This is a genomic window from Allobosea sp. GW823-FHT01F03, from assembly GCF_058798075.1.
In genome coordinates this window covers 1,274,428-1,290,793 of the sequence record NZ_CM179505.1, presented here as the reverse complement: position 1 = coordinate 1,290,793, position 16,366 = coordinate 1,274,428, and the positions used below count along the sequence as shown (strand labels likewise).

19 protein-coding genes are annotated in these 16,366 nt (G+C 68.4%); 10 read left to right on the top strand and 9 right to left on the bottom strand.

Translation table 11 applies throughout. From position 1 onward, the window contains the following. The first annotated feature begins 6 nt into the window (after positions 1 to 6). The 3 genes from AC3RCC_RS05980 to rpoH all read left to right on the top strand — a co-directional run bounded on the left by AC3RCC_RS05980 (position 7) and on the right by rpoH (position 3,989). Positions 7 to 1,692, top strand: coding sequence for a heme biosynthesis protein HemY (locus tag AC3RCC_RS05980; RefSeq protein WP_492257897.1), 1,686 nt, complete (start codon positions 7 to 9; stop codon positions 1,690 to 1,692). A 165-nt stretch (positions 1,693 to 1,857) separates the two neighbouring features. Further along, positions 1,858 to 2,886, top strand: a complete 1,029-nt coding sequence (locus AC3RCC_RS05975; RefSeq protein WP_492257896.1) for an RluA family pseudouridine synthase — start codon at positions 1,858 to 1,860, stop codon at positions 2,884 to 2,886. 206 nt (positions 2,887 to 3,092) lie between these two features. Further along, positions 3,093 to 3,989 (top strand): RNA polymerase sigma factor RpoH, encoded by an 897-nt coding sequence (rpoH, locus tag AC3RCC_RS05970; RefSeq protein WP_291642136.1) that lies wholly within the window; start codon positions 3,093 to 3,095, stop codon positions 3,987 to 3,989. Here the strand turns inward: rpoH and AC3RCC_RS05965 are convergent. Further along, on the bottom strand, positions 3,983 to 5,047 hold the full coding sequence (locus tag AC3RCC_RS05965; RefSeq protein WP_492257895.1) for a DUF2125 domain-containing protein: 1,065 nt from the start codon (positions 5,045 to 5,047) through the stop codon (positions 3,983 to 3,985). The two genes, rpoH and AC3RCC_RS05965, sit on opposite strands and share 7 nt — an antisense overlap. A gap of 131 nt (positions 5,048 to 5,178) precedes the next feature. Between AC3RCC_RS05965 and AC3RCC_RS05960 the strand changes: the two genes are divergently transcribed. Beyond that, a complete protein-coding gene (locus AC3RCC_RS05960; RefSeq protein ID WP_492257894.1) occupies positions 5,179 to 5,736 on the top strand; it encodes a gamma-glutamylcyclotransferase in 558 nt (185 codons plus the stop codon). Positions 5,737 to 5,740: 4 nt separating this feature from the next. Here AC3RCC_RS05960 and AC3RCC_RS05955 read toward each other — a convergent pair whose 3' ends face one another. From AC3RCC_RS05955 to ftsE, 5 genes are all read right to left on the bottom strand, one after another. Next, a complete protein-coding gene (locus AC3RCC_RS05955) occupies positions 5,741 to 6,127 on the bottom strand; it encodes a hypothetical protein (protein ID WP_492257893.1) in 387 nt (128 codons plus the stop codon). A gap of 59 nt (positions 6,128 to 6,186) precedes the next feature. Beyond that, complete coding sequence (locus tag AC3RCC_RS05950; protein ID WP_291637705.1) at positions 6,187 to 6,969, bottom strand: lysophospholipid acyltransferase family protein; 783 nt, start codon at positions 6,967 to 6,969, stop codon at positions 6,187 to 6,189. A 48-nt stretch (positions 6,970 to 7,017) separates the two neighbouring features. Continuing rightward, a complete protein-coding gene (locus AC3RCC_RS05945; protein WP_291637703.1) occupies positions 7,018 to 7,764 on the bottom strand; it encodes a YdcF family protein in 747 nt (248 codons plus the stop codon). Positions 7,765 to 7,884: 120 nt separating this feature from the next. Continuing rightward, entirely contained in the window at positions 7,885 to 8,871 is a 987-nt protein-coding gene (locus tag AC3RCC_RS05940) for a cell division protein FtsX (protein WP_291637700.1), read from the bottom strand. Further along, the gene (gene ftsE / locus AC3RCC_RS05935) at positions 8,858 to 9,517 is read right to left on the bottom strand and encodes a cell division ATP-binding protein FtsE (RefSeq protein ID WP_291637698.1); all 660 of its coding nucleotides are present in this window, start codon (positions 9,515 to 9,517) and stop codon (positions 8,858 to 8,860) included. Before ftsE ends, AC3RCC_RS05940 begins: the two co-directional genes overlap by 14 nt. 199 nt (positions 9,518 to 9,716) lie before the next feature. Between ftsE and AC3RCC_RS05930 the strand changes: the two genes are divergently transcribed. From AC3RCC_RS05930 to AC3RCC_RS05910, 5 genes are all read left to right on the top strand, one after another. Then, positions 9,717 to 10,673 (top strand): zinc-ribbon domain-containing protein, encoded by a 957-nt coding sequence (locus tag AC3RCC_RS05930; RefSeq protein ID WP_492257892.1) that lies wholly within the window; start codon positions 9,717 to 9,719, stop codon positions 10,671 to 10,673. Between the two features lie 126 nt (positions 10,674 to 10,799). Continuing rightward, on the top strand, positions 10,800 to 11,360 hold the full coding sequence (gene hpt, locus AC3RCC_RS05925; RefSeq protein WP_291637694.1) for a hypoxanthine phosphoribosyltransferase: 561 nt from the start codon (positions 10,800 to 10,802) through the stop codon (positions 11,358 to 11,360). Between the two features lie 4 nt (positions 11,361 to 11,364). Then, entirely contained in the window at positions 11,365 to 11,739 is a 375-nt protein-coding gene (locus tag AC3RCC_RS05920) for a response regulator (protein ID WP_291637692.1), read from the top strand. Positions 11,740 to 11,809: 70 nt separating this feature from the next. Continuing rightward, the gene (locus AC3RCC_RS05915) at positions 11,810 to 12,079 is read left to right on the top strand and encodes an antitoxin (RefSeq protein ID WP_291645750.1); all 270 of its coding nucleotides are present in this window, start codon (positions 11,810 to 11,812) and stop codon (positions 12,077 to 12,079) included. Between the two features lie 9 nt (positions 12,080 to 12,088). Further along, positions 12,089 to 12,496, top strand: a complete 408-nt coding sequence (locus AC3RCC_RS05910; RefSeq protein WP_492257891.1) for a type II toxin-antitoxin system VapC family toxin — start codon at positions 12,089 to 12,091, stop codon at positions 12,494 to 12,496. Between the two features lie 4 nt (positions 12,497 to 12,500). Here the strand turns inward: AC3RCC_RS05910 and AC3RCC_RS05905 are convergent, their stop codons facing one another. Then, positions 12,501 to 13,010, bottom strand: a complete 510-nt coding sequence (locus AC3RCC_RS05905; protein WP_291637687.1) for a TspO/MBR family protein — start codon at positions 13,008 to 13,010, stop codon at positions 12,501 to 12,503. Positions 13,011 to 13,114: 104 nt separating this feature from the next. Here AC3RCC_RS05905 and AC3RCC_RS05900 point away from each other — a divergent pair, with 104 nt between their 5' ends. Beyond that, complete coding sequence (locus AC3RCC_RS05900) at positions 13,115 to 14,269, top strand: trans-sulfuration enzyme family protein (RefSeq protein ID WP_492257890.1); 1,155 nt, start codon at positions 13,115 to 13,117, stop codon at positions 14,267 to 14,269. Positions 14,270 to 14,361: 92 nt separating this feature from the next. Here the strand turns inward: AC3RCC_RS05900 and AC3RCC_RS05895 are convergent, their stop codons facing one another. Then, a complete protein-coding gene (locus AC3RCC_RS05895; RefSeq protein WP_492257889.1) occupies positions 14,362 to 15,576 on the bottom strand; it encodes a GGDEF domain-containing protein in 1,215 nt (404 codons plus the stop codon). 144 nt (positions 15,577 to 15,720) lie between these two features. Next, entirely contained in the window at positions 15,721 to 16,353 is a 633-nt protein-coding gene (locus AC3RCC_RS05890) for a glycoside hydrolase family 19 protein (RefSeq protein WP_492257888.1), read from the bottom strand. Positions 16,354 to 16,366: the final 13 nt, after the last annotated feature.

The following is a 16,366-nucleotide window of genomic DNA, read 5'->3' as shown; positions in this document are numbered from 1 at the left end:
GGCTCCATGGTTCGCGTACTGACCTATCTCCTCGTCATCGCCGCGCTGGCAGCCGGCGCCGTCTGGCTCGCCGACCGCCCGGGCGAGGTCTCGGTGCTCTGGCAGGGCTACCGGATCGAGACCAGCGTCGCGATCGCCGCGATCGGCGTCATCCTGCTCGCCTTCCTGGCCTTGGTCGTCTGGGCGGTGCTGCGCTTCGTGCTCGGCCTGCCCTCCGCCTTCAGCTTCGCCTCACGGTCGCGCCGCCGGGCGCGCGGCTTCGAGGCGGTATCCCGCGGCATGGTCGCGATCGGCGCCGGCGATCCCATCGCCGCCGGCCGTCACGCCCATGACGCCCGCAAATTCGCGGCCGAGGAGCCGCTGACCCTGCTGCTCGAGGCCCAGACCGCCCAGCTCACCGGCGATCGCGGCCGCGCCGAGGCCGCCTTCAAGGCGATGCTCGACAAACCCGAGACCCGGGTGCTCGGCCTGCGCGGCCTGTTCGTCGAGGCGCGCCGCCGCGGCGACATGGCTGCGGCCCGCGCGTTCGCCGACGAGGCGGTGCGCCGCTCGCCCTCGCTCGCCTGGGCCAATGATGCCCTGCTCGATTTCCACACCAGCGCCGGCGACTGGCAGGCGGCGCGCACCGCCGTCGAGCGCCGTGCCGCCTTGCGCCTCGCCGACAAGGCCGAGGCCAAGCGCCAGCGCGCCGTTCTGCTCGCCGCCGAGGCGCTCGAAGCCAAGGGCCGCGAACCCGAGAAGGCGCTCGCCGCCGCACTCGAAGCCGCCAAGCTCGCCCCGGGGCTGACCCCGGCGGCGGCACTGGCCGGGCGCATGCTCTCCGAGCGCGGCGACGTCAAGAAGGCGGCGAGGCTGCTCGAAGCCGCCTGGAAGGAAGCTTCCCACCCCGATATCGCCGCCGCCTATCTCGATGTCCGCCCCGGCGACAGCGCCCGCGATCGCCTCGCCCGCGCCGAGACGCTGACCCGGCTGCGTCCCTCCGACCCGGAGGGCGTGCTGGCGCTCGCCGGCGCGGCGATCCACGCCCAGGACTTCGAGAAGGCGCGCGCGACGCTGAAGCCGCTGCTCGCCGGTGGCGCCTCGGTCCGGGTCTGCCTGCTGATGGCCGAGCTCGAAGAGGCCGAGCACGGCGCCGCCGGGCGCGTCCGTGAATGGCTCGCTCGTGCCACCCGTGCCCCGCGCGATGCGGCCTGGGTCGCGGACGGACTCGTCTCCGACCATTGGCTGCCGGTTTCGCCGATCTCCGGCCGCCTCGATGCCTTCGTCTGGACGATGCCGCCGGCGACGCTCGGCCGCCCCGCCGCCGATCTCGACGACGTGCTCGCCGATCTCGACGAGTCCGCCCCGCTCCTCGAAGGACGTGTCGAAACCGCGACGCCGGAGCCCGCCACCGCGATCGTCGAGGCCGTTCCGGCCGCCACCGTGGCCGAGGCGGTCACACCCACCCCGACGCCTGCCGCTGCGGAGACGCGAGCCGAATCTACGCCGGAAGCCAAGCCCGAGCCCGTTGCCGAGCCGAAGCCCGAGCCGGCGGCTGCCGCGCCCGCCGAGGCCGCTCCGAGCCCCGCCAAGCCAGCCGGACAGGCCCGGCCATCGCCGGTGGTCTTCCCGGTCGCCCACGCTCCCGACGATCCGGGACCGGAACAGGCAAAGCCGGAAGAACCGAAGGGCCGCTTCCGCCTCTTCGGCTGACGCAATTCGGCGTCCTTCCTCGGCCAGAGCGCCATGACGAGCCGGCCACCTCCTGACGGGAGAGCGCCGACTCGCGCCTCGCGCGGCCCGAACTGCCGATCAAGGCCCGCACATGATCTGTGATCTTTGGGTGCGATTTTCTTCCCTTGCGCCTATAGACGGGACATGAACGCGCCCAACCCCACTGATGTCCCGACTGAACTCGTCATTGCCGCCGAGCATGCCGGCCTGCGCCTCGACAAGGCGCTGGCGCTGCTCGCCGGCGAGATTTCCCGTGCCCGACTGCAGCAGGTGATCAAGGAGGGCGGCGTCAGCATCGACGGCGCCGTGGTCACCGACCCCAGCCGCAAGGTCGCCGAGGGACAGAAGCTCGCTCTGGTGATGCCCGAGGCCAAGCCCGCCGCGCCGGTCGGCCAGGCGATCCCCCTCGACGTCGTCTTCGAGGACGAGCACCTGATCGTCATCGACAAGCCCGCCGGCCTCGTCGTCCACCCCGCCGGGGGCCATGAGGACGGCACGCTGGTCAATGCGCTGATCGCCCATTGCGGCGCGAGCCTCTCCGGCATTGGCGGCGTGCGCCGGCCCGGCATCGTCCACCGCCTCGACAAGGACACCAGCGGCCTGCTCGTCGTCGCCAAGCACGACAAGGCGCATCAGGGACTGGCCAAGCAATTCGCCGATCACGGCCGCACGGGGCCGCTCGAACGCGCCTACCTGGCCCTGGTCTGGGGAGCGCCGCGCCGCCATAGCGGCACGATCGATGCACCGATCGAACGCTCCAACCGCAATCGCGAGAAGATGATGGTGGTCGGCGAAGGCCGGGGCCGCGAGGCCATCACCCATATCGAATTGATCGAGCGCTATCCGCCCTTGCTGCGCGGCCACGAGGAGGTCGAGGCGCTGGCGAGCTTGGTCGAATGCCAGCTCGAGACCGGCCGCACCCACCAGATCCGGGTGCATATGAGCCATATCGGCCATCCGCTGCTCGGCGACCAGCTCTACGGCTCGGGCTTCATGACCAAGGCCAGCCGCCTGCCGGAAGGCGCACGTGCCGCGCTCACCGCTCTCGGCCGCCAGGCTCTGCATGCGCGCCTCCTCGGCTTCGCGCATCCGGTCACCCGCGAGGAGCTGCATTTCGAGTCGGAACCACCGGACGACTTTGCACGTTTGCAAAGAGAACTCGCGATCCTGTGACGGTTTTTTGCTGCGCCGCCCACTTTCGGTCACTCTCGCATTGAATATACTGCACTGCGAAGCGGATGGCTGAAGGGGCGCCGCTGGGAGCGCTACTCGCGAATTGACGACGGTCTTCGTCGAGCCGGCGCGCCACACAATCCTGCCCGATGGATCATCGGGTGGTCGGCTCGCCGCTGTGCGGGAGCCTGGAGAGGAGTACGAGCATGGCGATTGCGTCGCTGCCCGTCATGTCCGCCGAGGGCGGACTTTCACGCTATCTGGAAGAGATCCGTCGGTTCCCGATGCTGGAACCGAACGAAGAATTCATGCTGGCCAAGCGCTGGCGCGAGCATGGCGACCGCGACGCGGCGCACAAGCTCGTCACCTCGCATCTGCGCCTCGTCGCCAAGATCGCCATGGGCTATCGCGGCTACGGGCTGCCGATCGGCGAGGTCGTGTCCGAAGGCAATGTCGGCCTGATGCAGGCGGTCAAGCGCTTCGAGCCCGACAAGGGCTTCCGGCTCGCGACCTATGCGATGTGGTGGATCAAGGCCTCGATCCAGGAATATATCCTGCGTTCCTGGTCGCTGGTGAAGATGGGTACCACCGCCAACCAGAAGAAGCTGTTCTTCAACCTGCGCAAGGCCAAGAGCAAGATCTCGGCGCTCGGCGACGGCGATCTGCGGCCCGACCAGGTCAAGAGCATCGCCACCAAGCTCGGCGTCGGCGAACAGGACGTCGTCGACATGAATCGTCGCCTCGGCGGCGACGCCTCGCTCAACACGCCGCTGCGCGAGGATGGCGAGGGTGAATGGCAGGACTGGCTGGTCGACGACAGCGAGAGCCAGGAGAACCGGCTCGCCGAATCCGAGGAAAGCGACAATCGCCATTCGGCGCTGCGCGAGGCCTTGAACGTCCTCAACCCGCGCGAGCGCCGCATCTTCGAGGCGCGCCGCCTCGCCGAGGACCCGATCACCCTCGAGCAGCTCTCGGAGGAGTTCGGCGTCTCGCGCGAGCGCGTCCGTCAGATCGAGGTCCGTGCCTTCGAGAAGGTGCAGGAGGCGGTCAAGAAGGCGCTGGTGCGGATCGAGGCGCCGCGCGCCGCGATCGGCGCTCAGTAGAGCGGCCGCAGCGGTTGCAGGGGCAGCCGCACCGGCCCGAGAAAGACCCTGCCCTCGCGCAGGACGACCGGCGGCAGCGGCGTGAGCCCTGCCGCCGCATTGCTTTGCGCCGCATTGGCCCGCCCGCCCAGCAGCGCGCCGAGCCCCGCGGTCAGCCCCCCGACCCTGATGCCGGCGACGCGCTCGATCCCGGCGACCGCGGCATCGACCTGCCCGGCCGGCCGATGCGCCTCGTCGAGCCCGAGCCGGCCGGAAGCCTCGAACCGGGCCGTGCCTTTGAGCAGGCTAAGCCGCGTAATCTCGATCCCGCCATTGGCCGTGCGCCAGCTTTCCAGCGCGTCGGGATTGAAGCCGCGTCGAAAAGCGTAGGATTGCAAGACGGTCGCCTGCACGTCGAGATCGCTCGGCGCGGCATCGCCGAGCAGGGCATCGAGCACCGGCAAGACCGCTCCCTTCGTGGCCAGCGCGACATCGACCGCCTGCTGACTGGCATAATTCTGCTGGTTCGGCCGCAGATGCGCCTCGAACAGCGCCGAGCGCAGCGTTTCGCTACGCAGGCCGCCGGTCTCGTCCGGAGTGCGCAGCGTCGCGACCGGGTCGTGCACGACGAGCGAAATGCGCTCGAAACCGGTCGTGGTCAGGCGCAGGCTGGCCTCGAGCGCGCTCCAGTTGAGATCGGCGTTCTGCCTGGCCGGCAGGGTCGCGGTCAGCGGCCCGGTGGCTTGCAGGATCAGATGCCCCGGCGCGGTCGCCTGGGCTACGGCGACGGCGGGGCCGGTCTCGACCTTGACCTCGTCGCCCCAGCGCGAGGAGACCAGCGTCACGCCGGCGCAGCGCAGCTCGATCCGGAACGGGTAGCCGCCGATGCTGCGATCGCGGCAGGTCCAGTTGCGGCCGGCGGCCGCCTCGCGCGCGATTCCCGCGTCGAGATGCTGCTCGACCTTGCCGCGCGCCATCACCCAGAGCCCCGACCAGCCCGCGGCGAGGATGGCGAGCAGGACGAAGGGAGCATAGAGCCAGAAACGGCTGTTCCGTCGCGCGGTGGTGTCGGCAGGCATGCGCGGTCGCTCCCTTGCAAGGATTCCGGCGGATTGATAGCGACCGGGGCGGCAGGAGGCCAGCGCCGATCCGCTTGCGGATCGTGGCGTCCTGTCTGCCGAGGCAAGCGGGCCAAATTGTGAGGGTACGGATGACCGAAGCGGAAACGCCGGAGGATCTCTGGGTCTTCGGCTATGGCTCGCTGATCTGGCGGCCTGGCTTCGATTTCGCCGAGCGCGCCGGGGCGCGGCTGCACGGTTTCCACCGCTCGCTCTGCATCTACTCGCATGTCCATCGCGGCACACCCGAGACGCCGGGGCTGGTGCTGGGGCTGGATCGCGGCGGCATCTGCCGCGGCGTCGCCTTTCGCGTGCCGGTCGACCAGGCCGAGGAAACCATCGATTATCTGCGGGCCCGCGAGCAGGCGACCGCGGTCTATCTCGAAAGGCGGCTCGCCATCCGCCTCGACGACGGGCGGCGCCTGAATGCGCTCACCTATATCGCCGACCGGGCCCACGGCCAGTATGCCGGCCGCTTGCCGGAAGCGGCTGTGCTCGGCTTCGTGCGGCAGGGCAAGGGCGTCTCAGGCGAGAATCCGGACTATGTCCGGCGCACCCAGGAGCATCTGCATGAGATGGGCATCCACGACCCGCTGCTGACCCACCTCGTCGCCGAACTCGACAAGAGCCCGAGCCCTAGCCCGACCTGAGCCTTCAGGCCTCGGGCATCAGATCGGCGAGCGCGGCGCGCCGGCTCGCGCCGTCCTCGGCCAGCAAATGCACATGGATCTCGCAGGCACCGGCCATGGCGGCCGCGTCGCGCCAACGGGTCAGCGCCGCGTCGATGCCGAAGGCGCCGCTGTCGCGCGCCGCGACGATCGTCCGCTCCGGCGAGACGGCGAGCAGCACGGCATCGGTGAAGTTCAGCGCATGCCCGTCCTGCACCGCGAAGACCGAAGCGACATAGCGCCGCCCCGAGCGGCCGCGCCAGGCCGTGAAGCGCCGCTCAGCCAGTTGCGCCGCACCACGCAGCGGCGCCTCACGCGCGGTCCGCACCGGGCGATCCTCGCAAGGGTCGGCCAGAAGAGCCAGAGCAGCCATCGGTTCCTCCTTTGTTCAAGAACAAAATCAGAACATAGTGACGCTGCTGTCAAGTTCAATCAGCCATTGCGCGTCGCTTCCTGCCGCGGACTGACAGGAGCCGGCACGCCGAGGCGGGCGAGTTCGGCCCGGCCCTCGCTGACCAGACGGTCGGTGGCGCTCTCGATCTGCTCCTGCAGCAGCATGTGGAAGGCCTTCTTGTCCATGCCGGGCTGGATCGCCGGCAGGATCTCGACGCGGATCGTCCCCGGGCGGCGCAGAAAGGAGCGCCGCGGCCAGAACAGGCCGGCATTGAGCGCGACCGGCACGCAGGGCACGCCGAGCTCGCCATAGAGATGGGAAACCCCGAACTTATAGGCCGGCGGGGCTCCGACGGGGCGACGCGTCCCCTCCGGGAAGATCAGCAATTGCCGCCCGTTCTGCCCGAGCTCGACCTTGGCCCGGCGCGTCGCCATCTGCAGCGCGCGGCTGCCGGCGCTGCGATCGACCGGGATCATCTTCATCTTCAGCAGCGCCCAGCCGAAGAAGGGGAGCCAGGTCAGCTCGCGCTTCAGGATGTAGACGGGGTTCCGGAACACCGTGATCAGCGCGAAGGTCTCCCAGGCCGACTGGTGCTTCGCCGCCATGATGATGCCGCCGGGCGGAATGTTCTCGATGCCGCTGATCTCGCAGCGCGTGCCGACGATCACCCGCATCAGCCAGAGCGAGCTGCTCGCCCAATTCAGGGCGACGCCGAGCAGGAAGCGCTTCGGCAACACCATGGTCACCATGGCGCAGACCAGCCAGAAGGCGAGGTTGAGGTAGAAGGCGATATTGAAGAGGAGCGAGCGGAGCACGAGCATGCGGGGCAAGAACCTCGCCGGCGCGCGCCCGTCAAGAGCACCGCGGCCTCAGGCGCCCGGCACCTGCCCTGCGGAGCGCGAACGCTTGTCCTGCTCCGGTCCCATCTGGTCGCCCGGCTTGGGCGAAACCGGCTTTCGTCCGCCGATGATCACCGAAAGCCGCGAGGTTTCGGGATCGTCCTCGACCAGGCTGCGCAGGAAGGCCACGAGGTATTTGGCATATTCAGGCACCAGCAGCCTGATCGTGTGCCAGTCCTTCCACCAGGCCGTGACGTCGACCTGGTCGGTGACCACCGGATAGGGCACGATCCGCACGCCGGGCATGGCGTGATTGAATTCCAGCATGGTGCGCGGCATGTGGTAATTGGAGGTCACCAGCAGCAGCGAGCGAAAGCCGTGCTGGCGAATCCAGCGCCGGGTCTCGATGGCGTTGCCGATGGTGTTGCGGGCGCGATAGTCGAGATCGACGCAGCAGGTCAGCACCTCGCGCGCCCTTGGGTTGAGCTTCGCCAGCTCCTCTCGCCCGGTCCGCTCATTGACGCCGCTGATCAGCAATCGCGTACCGCGATCGGCATGCAGCAGGCCGATCGCGTCGCCGACGCGCTGGGCACCGCCGGTCACCACGACGATCGCGTCGGTTCGCGGCGCCCTGGCCTCGCTCTGGGCCAGGCGCATCGCGAAATGCACATAGCCGGCGACAAGCGCCAGAGTTCCCAGCAAGGCGAGCCAAAGCAGCGCACGTCCCAACCTGCGGCGGAACGACGCCTTCGTCACGATGGCGCGCGCATCGGCCACATCGCCCTCAGCACGCGTAGGATGAGCTGGCCTCGCTGCGATCATCGCCATGACCACTGCAAGATACTCGCCCATTCGGGCGCAATAGCGGCATGATCGCAGGCCCCCCCTTGCAATACATCACGACATCGCCCGCAGATAATGCCGAACCGTCACGCGAGAGACGAGACCGGCAATGGCGGCAACGATTGCCGCAACCAGAATGACGACGCCATAGCCCGACCAGCCGATCTCGAAGGCGCCGAACATAGCCTGCAACTGATCTGCCTCGGGGGTCGCGCTCCAGGCCGAAGCCAGCCAGCCGAGCAGCGCGATGACGATGACGGCCGCGAATCCACCGGCGCCGCCGCCCCGCAACCCTAGCGTGATGAACCGGTTCTGGAACTCTCGGGCGATGAACTCGTCATCGGCGCCGACCAGATGCAGCACCTCGACGCTGTCGCGACTGCCAGCCATCGCACCGCGCGTGGCGAAGGCGACGGCGAGCGCCGCCGCCACCAGCACCAGCATCACCACACCGACCCCCGCGACGATGATCGTGTTCGCCATGGTCGAAAGCCGGCGCACCCAGAGCCGATGATCGTCCAGCGTCGCGCTCGGCACCTCGCGCCGCAATGTCTGGCTGAAGGCGACGAGGTCGTTTGCCACGCTGGCATTGAGGCGCAGCACAATCAGGCGCGGCACCGGTAGCTCGATCAGATCGAGCCCCGCGCCGAGCCATGGCTCGAGCAGCCTGTCCGATTCGGCCCGCGGCATCGCCCGTACCTCGGCGACGCTCGGAACCGCACGGGCGAGCTCGACGGCCCGGGCGAGATCGGCCTCGATATTGCGGCGCGGATCGGGCCTGACCTGGATCGTCATCTCGTTGGCGACCGCGCCGCGCCATTGCTCCGAAGCCCGCGCCGCCATCAAGGCACCGCCGGCACTGAGCGCGGCCAGGAAGGTGAGGATCGCGATCACCACCACCAGGGCACGCCCGGCGACCGTGTCGACCGGGACCAGCGGCTGATCGCGCCGCAGATTATCCGGCAACCGCGATCGCGGCCGGGCGAACTCCTCGCCCTCCTCGTGCTCGGCCGGCTCGGCGCCCCGGTCAGGCGTCGACATGAAGATGCCCGTCGGCGAGCACCAGGCGCGGTGCGTCATAGAGCTCCATCAGCGCCAGGTCATGGGTCGCGATCACCACCGCAGTGCCGAGCGTCTGCAACTCCATGAACAGGCGCAGCAGGCGCCGGCCCAGACCCGGATCGACATTGCCGGTCGGCTCGTCGGCGAGCAGCAGCTGCGGCCGCGAGATCAGCGCCCTGGCGATCGCCGCGCGCTGCTTCTCGCCACCGGACAGAACCGAGGGCACCGCATGCATGCGCTCCCCGAGCCCGACCCAGCGCAGCAATTCGACGACCTCGGCGCGATAGCCGGCCTCTTCCTTGCCGAGCACGCGCAGCGGCAGGGCGACGTTCTCGTAGACGGTGAGATGGTCGAGCAGGCGGAAATCCTGGAAGACGACGCCCATCTTGCGCCGAAAATCGGTCAGCGTCGTCGCCTCGAGCCGCGAGACGTCCTGGCCGAAGAGGTGCACGAGGCCGCGCGTCGGCTTCAGCGCCATCAGGATCAGCCGGATCAGCGTGGTCTTGCCGGCTCCCGAAGGCCCGGTCAGATACTGAAACGAACGCGGCGCGATGCTGAAATTGATGTCTTTCAGCACCTCCGGCCCCATACCGTATCGCAGCCCGACATTTTCGAACCGAACCAACTCTGCTCCTATCCCGTAACCCGCCGAATCGCGCTTCGCCGGTCTCGCCGCAGCGCGATCCTACACCCGGAGCGGCCGCCCGCGGGAAGGGTCATGCCGTCGCTCCCCGCAATTCTTCCCCTGAAAGCACCCGCTTTACGCGACGTTAACCATAAATTGCGCCAATGACTGGACGAACCGCCTCCCGGCATGGCGGCGCTTGCGCGCCGCACGGAACCGAGGAGGTTCGGACATCATCGCCGCGCCTTCCAGCCGGCTGCAGACCAACGCCGCGCGGAGCGACCGCCCCAAGACCATGCTGATCGTCTGTCCCTCCTGCGCCAGCCGCTATGAGCTCGACGAGGCCAAGATCGGCCCTTCCGGGCGCAAGGTCCGTTGCGCGTCCTGCCAGACGACCTGGCAGGTCGAGGCCCCGGCACTGGCCGCGCCCCAGCCCGAGCCGCAGCAGGCGGAGGCGCCAGCGGCCGAGCCGGAGGCCGATCTCGGCGAGATCGCGGCCCAGGATTTTCCCAGCGCCCCCAGCGAGGACGAGACCAACGCCCTGCTGGCCGAGGAATTGCGCCAGGCCGCCGAGATCGAACAAAGCGTCTCGGCGCTCGCCGCCGAACGCAGCGACGCCGCGGCGACGCCGACCACCGCGCCGACCAGACGGCGCCGCAAGCCTGCGGCGAAAGGCTGGCTCGAAAGGCTCCGGCCGGCCGGGCGCCTGCCGCTCAGCACGCCCGCCGCAATCGCCCTCGCGGGGGTCTGCGTCCTCGGCCTGGCTCTCTGGCAGCGCGGCGCAGTGGTGCGCACCCTGCCGCAATTTGCCGCGCTCTATGAAAAGCTCGGCCTGCCCGTCAATCTGCGCGGGCTCGCCTTCAGCGCCGTCGAGAGCGAACTCGTGCAGGATGCGCAGGGACGGTTCCTGGTCGTCGAGGGCGACGTCACCAACATCACCCGCGAGAAGGCGAAGCTGCCACCGATCACGGTCGCCGTGAAGGACGAGGCCGGCCAGGTGCTCTACACTTGGACCGCGGATCCTCCGCGGCCCGTACTCGAGCCGGCGGAGCTGGTCCGCTTCCGGGCGCGGCTGGCCGCACCGCCGGAGAACGGCCGCTCGGTACAGGTCCGTTTCGGGCCGCTCGCCCAGGCGACGCTCGCCAGCGCTCGGTGATTCCTCCACCGCATTGCCGTGGCAGACTTCAATTATCTGCGCTCCGGCGTTATCGATAGGTCCAGTTTCAGCCGCGATCATGGGGCGGCGCTAGCGGGCGCCGGAGCCCGGAAGGAATGCCAGACCATGCCGCCATCCCAGCGTATCCGGGTGCTCTACGACGAGGCGACCATTGCCGCCCGCAACGCCGAGATGGCTGCGGCGATCGCGGCTGATTCGCCCGCCGACCTGCTGGTCGTCGCGGTGCTGAAGGGCAGCTTCATGTTCGTGGCCGATCTGATCCGCGCGATGCACCGCGCCGGCATGGCGCCCCAGGTCGAGTTCGTCCATCTCTCCAGCTACCGCGCCGCCACCATCTCCTCCGGTCAGGTCGAGATCCTGCGCGACGTGCAGAGCGATGTCCGCGGCCGCCAGGTCCTGCTCGTCGACGACATCCTCGAATCCGGCCGCACCCTCGCCTTCGCCAAGGATCTGCTGGCGGCGCGCGGTGCGGCCAAGGTTTCGAGCGCCGTCCTGCTGGAAAAGCCGGGCAAGCGTGCCGTCAACATCAAGGCCGATTATGTTGGCTTCGAATGCCCGGATTATTTCGTCGTCGGCTACGGCATGGACGTCGCCCATTCCTATCGCCAACTCCCCTATGTCGGCGTGATCGAGACCGCCGACCAGGCCGGCTTGCCGGGGATCTGAACCCATGTCGCGCATTCTCGTGGTCGATGACGAGGAGACCCTGCGCATGCTCGTCGCGCGCGGCCTCGCCATGGACGGGCACGATTGCATGATGGCGGGCGATGGCGCCGAGGCGCTGGAGATCCTGACCGCCGAACAGGGCCGGTTCGACCTTGTACTGACCGATATCCGCATGCCGCTGATGGACGGCATCGCGCTCGCCCTCGCCGCGAAGCGCGAATTCCCCGACCTCACCATCATGCTGATGACCGGCTATGCCGAGCAGCGCGAGCGCGCCAAGAGCCTCGAGACGATCGTCGCGGAGGTGATGGCCAAGCCCTTCACCATCGCCGAGCTGCGCGAGACCGTGATGCGGGTGATCGAACGCTCGATCGGTTGAAGCCCTTTGTCCATTGACGCCAGACGAGCGATATCTATCTTTGGTAGATATCGACCCTGGAGGCGTCGTGATGAGCACAGTGTCATCGGCAAGGGCCAAGCTCTTCATGCACGGCCGCAGCCAGGCTGTCCGGCTGCCCAAGGAGTTCCGTTTCGAGGGCAGCGAAGTACGAGTCAGCAAGGTCGGCGACAAGGTCATCCTGGAACCTGTCACGCGCCCGCCTTTCGACGCCGTAGCCTGGCGCGCCCGCCTCGATGCGCTTGGTGCACGCGATTTCCTGGTCGATGAGCTGCCGGATGATCCGCCACCGGGGAACGAGGACGAGATCGTATTCGGCTGAGCTGGTCCGATGTTCTGTCTCGATACCAATGTGATCGTGTTCGCAATCAATGGCCGCGTTCCGGCCGTCGAACAGCGACTTCAGCAGGAGCTGGCGGCAGGAACGACGCTGCTCATCCCAACCATCGTCCTCTTCGAATTGCACTATGGCATCGCCAAGAGCGTTCGGCGCGAAGCGTCCACCCGGGTACTCGACGCCTTCCTTGCGGAAGGCTTCGAGGCACTTCTCTTCGACGCTGAGGACGCCGCCGAGGCCGGCGACATCCGCGCCGCGCTCGAATCCTCCCGCATGCCGATCGGCGCCTACGACGTCCTGATCGCTGCCCAGGCCCGTCGCCGCGGCGCGGTTCTCGTCACGGGTAATCGTCGCGAATTCGAGCGCATACCCGGCTTGATGGTCACCGACTGGGCAGCGTGATCGTTCAGCGGTTCAACCACCAGATCGCGAGGTTGAGCACCGCGGCGAACGCGACCCAGGCGAGATAGGGCGCGAGCAGCCAGGCCGCGAACCGGTCCGGCAGGGCCGCGAAGCGCCTGATCGTCCAGATGATCGCGGCGATCAGCAGGGCGATGACGATGAGCCCGCTCGCCGGGCTGTTCAGCCCGAAGAAGACACAGGACCAGGCGAGATTGAGCGCGAGTTGGACATGATAGGCCAGCAGCGCCCGGCCACGACCGATCGTGCCTGACGGGCGGCGCAGCACGCGGAAGGCGGCGAGGCCCATCAGCGCGAACAGGACGGTCCAGACCGGTGCGAACAGCCAGTTCGGCGGGTTGAAGGGCGGCTTGGCGAGCCCGGCATACCAGCCCGGGATCTGCGGCACCGTCGCCGCGCTGCCGATCAGCGACGCCGCCGCCACGGGTACGATGGCGAGGATAATGGCCAGCCATGCGGGCAGCTGGCGATCGGCCCTATCGGTCTGTGTGCTCATGCGGCAAGGATGGGGTATCCCTGCGCTCCTCGCAAGACGAGCCTATTGCACCGCAACAAAGACAGTGAGATGAATCGTCTCTCATAGTGGAAACTGGATCACCGATGACCAAGCGCCCGCTGCATCCCCGCTCGCTCGCCGCCCAGGCCATGGGCAAGATCGACCCGCTGACCAAGGCGGTCGTGCCGCCGATCCATGTCGCCACCACCTATATCCGCGACGCGGACAACGCCTATTCCTCGGGCTTCGTCTATGGCCGTCCCGACAATGAGACGGTGCACGAGGCGCAGGCCGTGCTCGCCATGCTCGAGGAGGCCAAGGCCGGCGCCCTGCTGTTCGGCTCCGGCATGGCCGCGGCGACCGCGGTGTTCCAGGCGCTCTCCCCGGGTGACCATGTCGTCGCCTCCAAGGTGATGTACTGGGCGCTGCGGGCTTGGCTCCTGACCGAGGCGACGCGCTGGGGGCTGAAGATCGAGTTCGTCGAGACCGACGATCTCGCCGCGCTGAAGGCCGCGGTGAAGCCCGGCATCACCAAGCTCGTCTGGGCGGAGACGCCGTCGAACCCGCTCTGGACCATCACCGACATCGCCGCCGCCGCCGAGATCGCCCATGCCGCCGGCGCCAAGCTCGCGGTCGATTCAACCTGCGCCTCGCCGGTCCATACCCGGCCGCTGACCCTCGGCGCCGACATCGTCATGCATGCCGCGACCAAGGTGCTGAACGGCCATTCCGACGTCGTCGCCGGTGCGCTCTGCGCCAGCGAGGACGACGAGTTCTGGGGCAGGGTCAAGACCGTCCGCAAGATGCAGGGCGGCATCCTCGGCCCGTTCGAGGCCTATCTCCTGATGCGCGGCATGCGCACGCTCCATGTCCGGCAGGAGCGCCAGTCGGCCTCGGCCATGGCGCTGGCCCAGAAGCTCTCGGCCCATCCGCTGGTCTCGCGCGTGCTCTATCCCGGCCTGCCGCAGCATCCCGGCCACGACATCGCGGCGCGCCAGATGCAGGGCGGCTTCGGTTACATGCTCTCGATCCAGGTCAGCGGCGGTGAGCAGGCGGCCGTTGCCGCAGCGGCTCGCGTCGAACTTTACAAGAGAGCGACCTCGCTCGGCGGCGTCGAGAGCCTGATCGAGCATCGCGCCTCGATCGAGGGCGCCGGCTCACCCTGCCCGCCCGATCTGCTGCGGCTTTCGACCGGCATCGAGGATGTCGAGGACCTCTATGCCGATCTCGACCAGGCGTTGAAGGCGGGACACGGCTGAGCAGTGCGGCTGTTTCGCATCAGTTTCCGCAGGCCGATGCGATAACAAAAAGATCGATCACCGTAACCGCGTCCGGACGGACGCACGGCGATCTAGCCGACCTTGAGCCGGACGCGCTCGACGACATCGCGCCGCCCCTCCGGCAATGGCCGGCCGCTGGCCGGAGGTTCCGTGTCGCCCGCACGGGCGACCCGATCGCGGCCATTCCGCTTGGCGGCATAGAGCGCCTTGTCGGCATCGTGCAGGAGCGCCTCGAAATCAATGAGGGCATCCTCGGACCAGGCGACGCCGGCGCTGACCGTGCTCGAAAACGAACCACCATTCCCGCTGAAATTGCGTTTGGCGAGGCGCCTGCGCACGCCATCGGCGAGATTTGCCGCCATGATCAGCGAGGCTCCCGGCAACAGCAGCGCGAATTCCTCGCCGCCGAGCCGCGCCGCGAGCCCCTGCGATCGGCTGGTCAGCGCCAGGATCTTCCCGAAGCTTCGCAGCACCTCGTCGCCCGCCAGATGACCATGGACATCATTGGTCGTCTTGAAGTGGTCCATGTCGAAAACGATCAATGCCGCGGGACCTCTGACGTCGCCTGAGAGGCGACTGAGCAGCGCCCGCCGGTTGAGCAAGCCGGTCAAAGGATCGGTCTCGGCATCGCGCTTGTGGCCGCGCGCCAGCCGCGCCTGGTTCAGCGCCAGGGAAAGCGCGCCGATACCGGACAGGGTGAGCAGGCAGATGACGATGTTGAGGTCTTCGGCCCAGTTTGATGGAGCCTGCGACAGGCGCCATTCGCCATCCAGTAGCAGCAGGATGGCGCAGGGGACGAAGGAGAGCCCCGTCAGCACGTAAAGGACCGTCAGCAGCGGAATGGCCAACCGGGCTTCGGCGCGGCCGAGCCAGTAATCCCAGGCCGTGATCAGAAGAATGACCGTCGCTGCGACATTGAGCATGACGATGGCGGCGCCGTTGTAGCCGGCCAGCATCGGGACGGCCATGGCGGCGGAGGACACCACCGCCATGACGACCATGCTGCGCCAGGGCAGGACGCCGGTGCGGAACTCACGGCCGGCGCCGAACACGAAGGCGAGGCCGGTCAGCAGGATCGTGTATCCGGCGGCGCCGATGGCCGGCACCATGGTCTGCGCGTACCAGCTGTAGATCAGCACGCCGAGCGCCATGAACGCCACGCCGAAAGTCCAGGCGATCAGGAAGCGTTCCGTTCTGGAGGCCAGCCAGCTGACGAAAAAGGTGATCGCCAATCCGCAACCGGAAAGGGCGAAGGCCGTCAGCAGCGAATGGTAGTCCAGCGGCAAGGCACACTCTGCGGCAGGTGGCGACAGCTGCGCAGCTTATCGCCGCCTGCCCTTGCGAAAGCTTTAAGCCGACCGCGTGGATTCCAAGCTATAGCGGCCGAGGCCGATCCTGATCGGTTTCGGCCCCTGGACTGGCTGCCCGGCCTAAACCCAGATGCCCTTCGCCGTGGCCAGCAATTGCCGGCGGTCGGCGAGACCGTTGGCGCCGCCATTGATCAGCTGCGTGACGCGGGCGGCATCGTCGCGGTCTGCGGCGGCGTTGAGGTTGCGGTCGCGCCAATAGGCGAAGGCGATCTGGATCGAGATGCGCGGATCGAGCGCGAGCTCCGGCCGGCCCTCGAGATCGACGTTCAGCATCCGGCCATAACGCCGGTAGTTGGCCCGGCCGGTCAGCTGGAAGACGCCGCGGCCATGATAGCGCGCGCCATCCCCGGCTTCGCTGTTGCCGAGATCCGCGCGCCCTTCATAGCGCGCGAACTGCGCCGGCCCACCCTGCTCCTCGAGTGTCCGGAAACGGTTGGTCTCATGCGCGGCCTGGGCGAGGAAATGGCAGAGGCGCAGCCGCGTCGTGACCTCGGCCTGAACGGCGAGCCGCTCGAAATGCAGCGCGACGTTCGCCATGATCTCGGCCTTGCCGACCGGGGCAAGCCGGGCAAGGCGCGCCACAGTCACGGCGAGGTCCGGCGCGGCGACGGCCTCCGGCATCTCGACCGGAAGGTCCTCGGCCGGCACCGGCGCGGCGGACTTCCTGCGGCTTCGCGATCCCTTCATCGACATGACGGCGCTCCCC

Coding starts and splice junctions, on each gene's coding strand:
- hpt (WP_291637694.1), top strand. CDS start 10,800: ATGCCGCCATCCCAGCGTATCCGGGTGCTCTACGACGAGGCGACCATT.
- AC3RCC_RS05955 (WP_492257893.1), bottom strand. CDS start 6,127: ATGGCTGCTCTGGCTCTTCTGGCCGACCCTTGCGAGGATCGCCCGGTG.
- AC3RCC_RS05915 (WP_291645750.1), top strand. CDS start 11,810: ATGAGCACAGTGTCATCGGCAAGGGCCAAGCTCTTCATGCACGGCCGC.
- AC3RCC_RS05975 (WP_492257896.1), top strand. CDS start 1,858: ATGAACGCGCCCAACCCCACTGATGTCCCGACTGAACTCGTCATTGCC.
- AC3RCC_RS05890 (WP_492257888.1), bottom strand. CDS start 16,353: ATGTCGATGAAGGGATCGCGAAGCCGCAGGAAGTCCGCCGCGCCGGTG.
- AC3RCC_RS05910 (WP_492257891.1), top strand. CDS start 12,089: ATGTTCTGTCTCGATACCAATGTGATCGTGTTCGCAATCAATGGCCGC.
- AC3RCC_RS05905 (WP_291637687.1), bottom strand. CDS start 13,010: ATGAGCACACAGACCGATAGGGCCGATCGCCAGCTGCCCGCATGGCTG.
- AC3RCC_RS05960 (WP_492257894.1), top strand. CDS start 5,179: ATGACCGAAGCGGAAACGCCGGAGGATCTCTGGGTCTTCGGCTATGGC.
- AC3RCC_RS05980 (WP_492257897.1), top strand. CDS start 7: ATGGTTCGCGTACTGACCTATCTCCTCGTCATCGCCGCGCTGGCAGCC.
- AC3RCC_RS05950 (WP_291637705.1), bottom strand. CDS start 6,969: ATGCTCGTGCTCCGCTCGCTCCTCTTCAATATCGCCTTCTACCTCAAC.
- AC3RCC_RS05965 (WP_492257895.1), bottom strand. CDS start 5,047: ATGCCTGCCGACACCACCGCGCGACGGAACAGCCGTTTCTGGCTCTAT.
- AC3RCC_RS05920 (WP_291637692.1), top strand. CDS start 11,365: ATGTCGCGCATTCTCGTGGTCGATGACGAGGAGACCCTGCGCATGCTC.
- AC3RCC_RS05900 (WP_492257890.1), top strand. CDS start 13,115: ATGACCAAGCGCCCGCTGCATCCCCGCTCGCTCGCCGCCCAGGCCATG.
- AC3RCC_RS05940 (WP_291637700.1), bottom strand. CDS start 8,871: ATGTCGACGCCTGACCGGGGCGCCGAGCCGGCCGAGCACGAGGAGGGC.
- rpoH (WP_291642136.1), top strand. CDS start 3,093: ATGGCGATTGCGTCGCTGCCCGTCATGTCCGCCGAGGGCGGACTTTCA.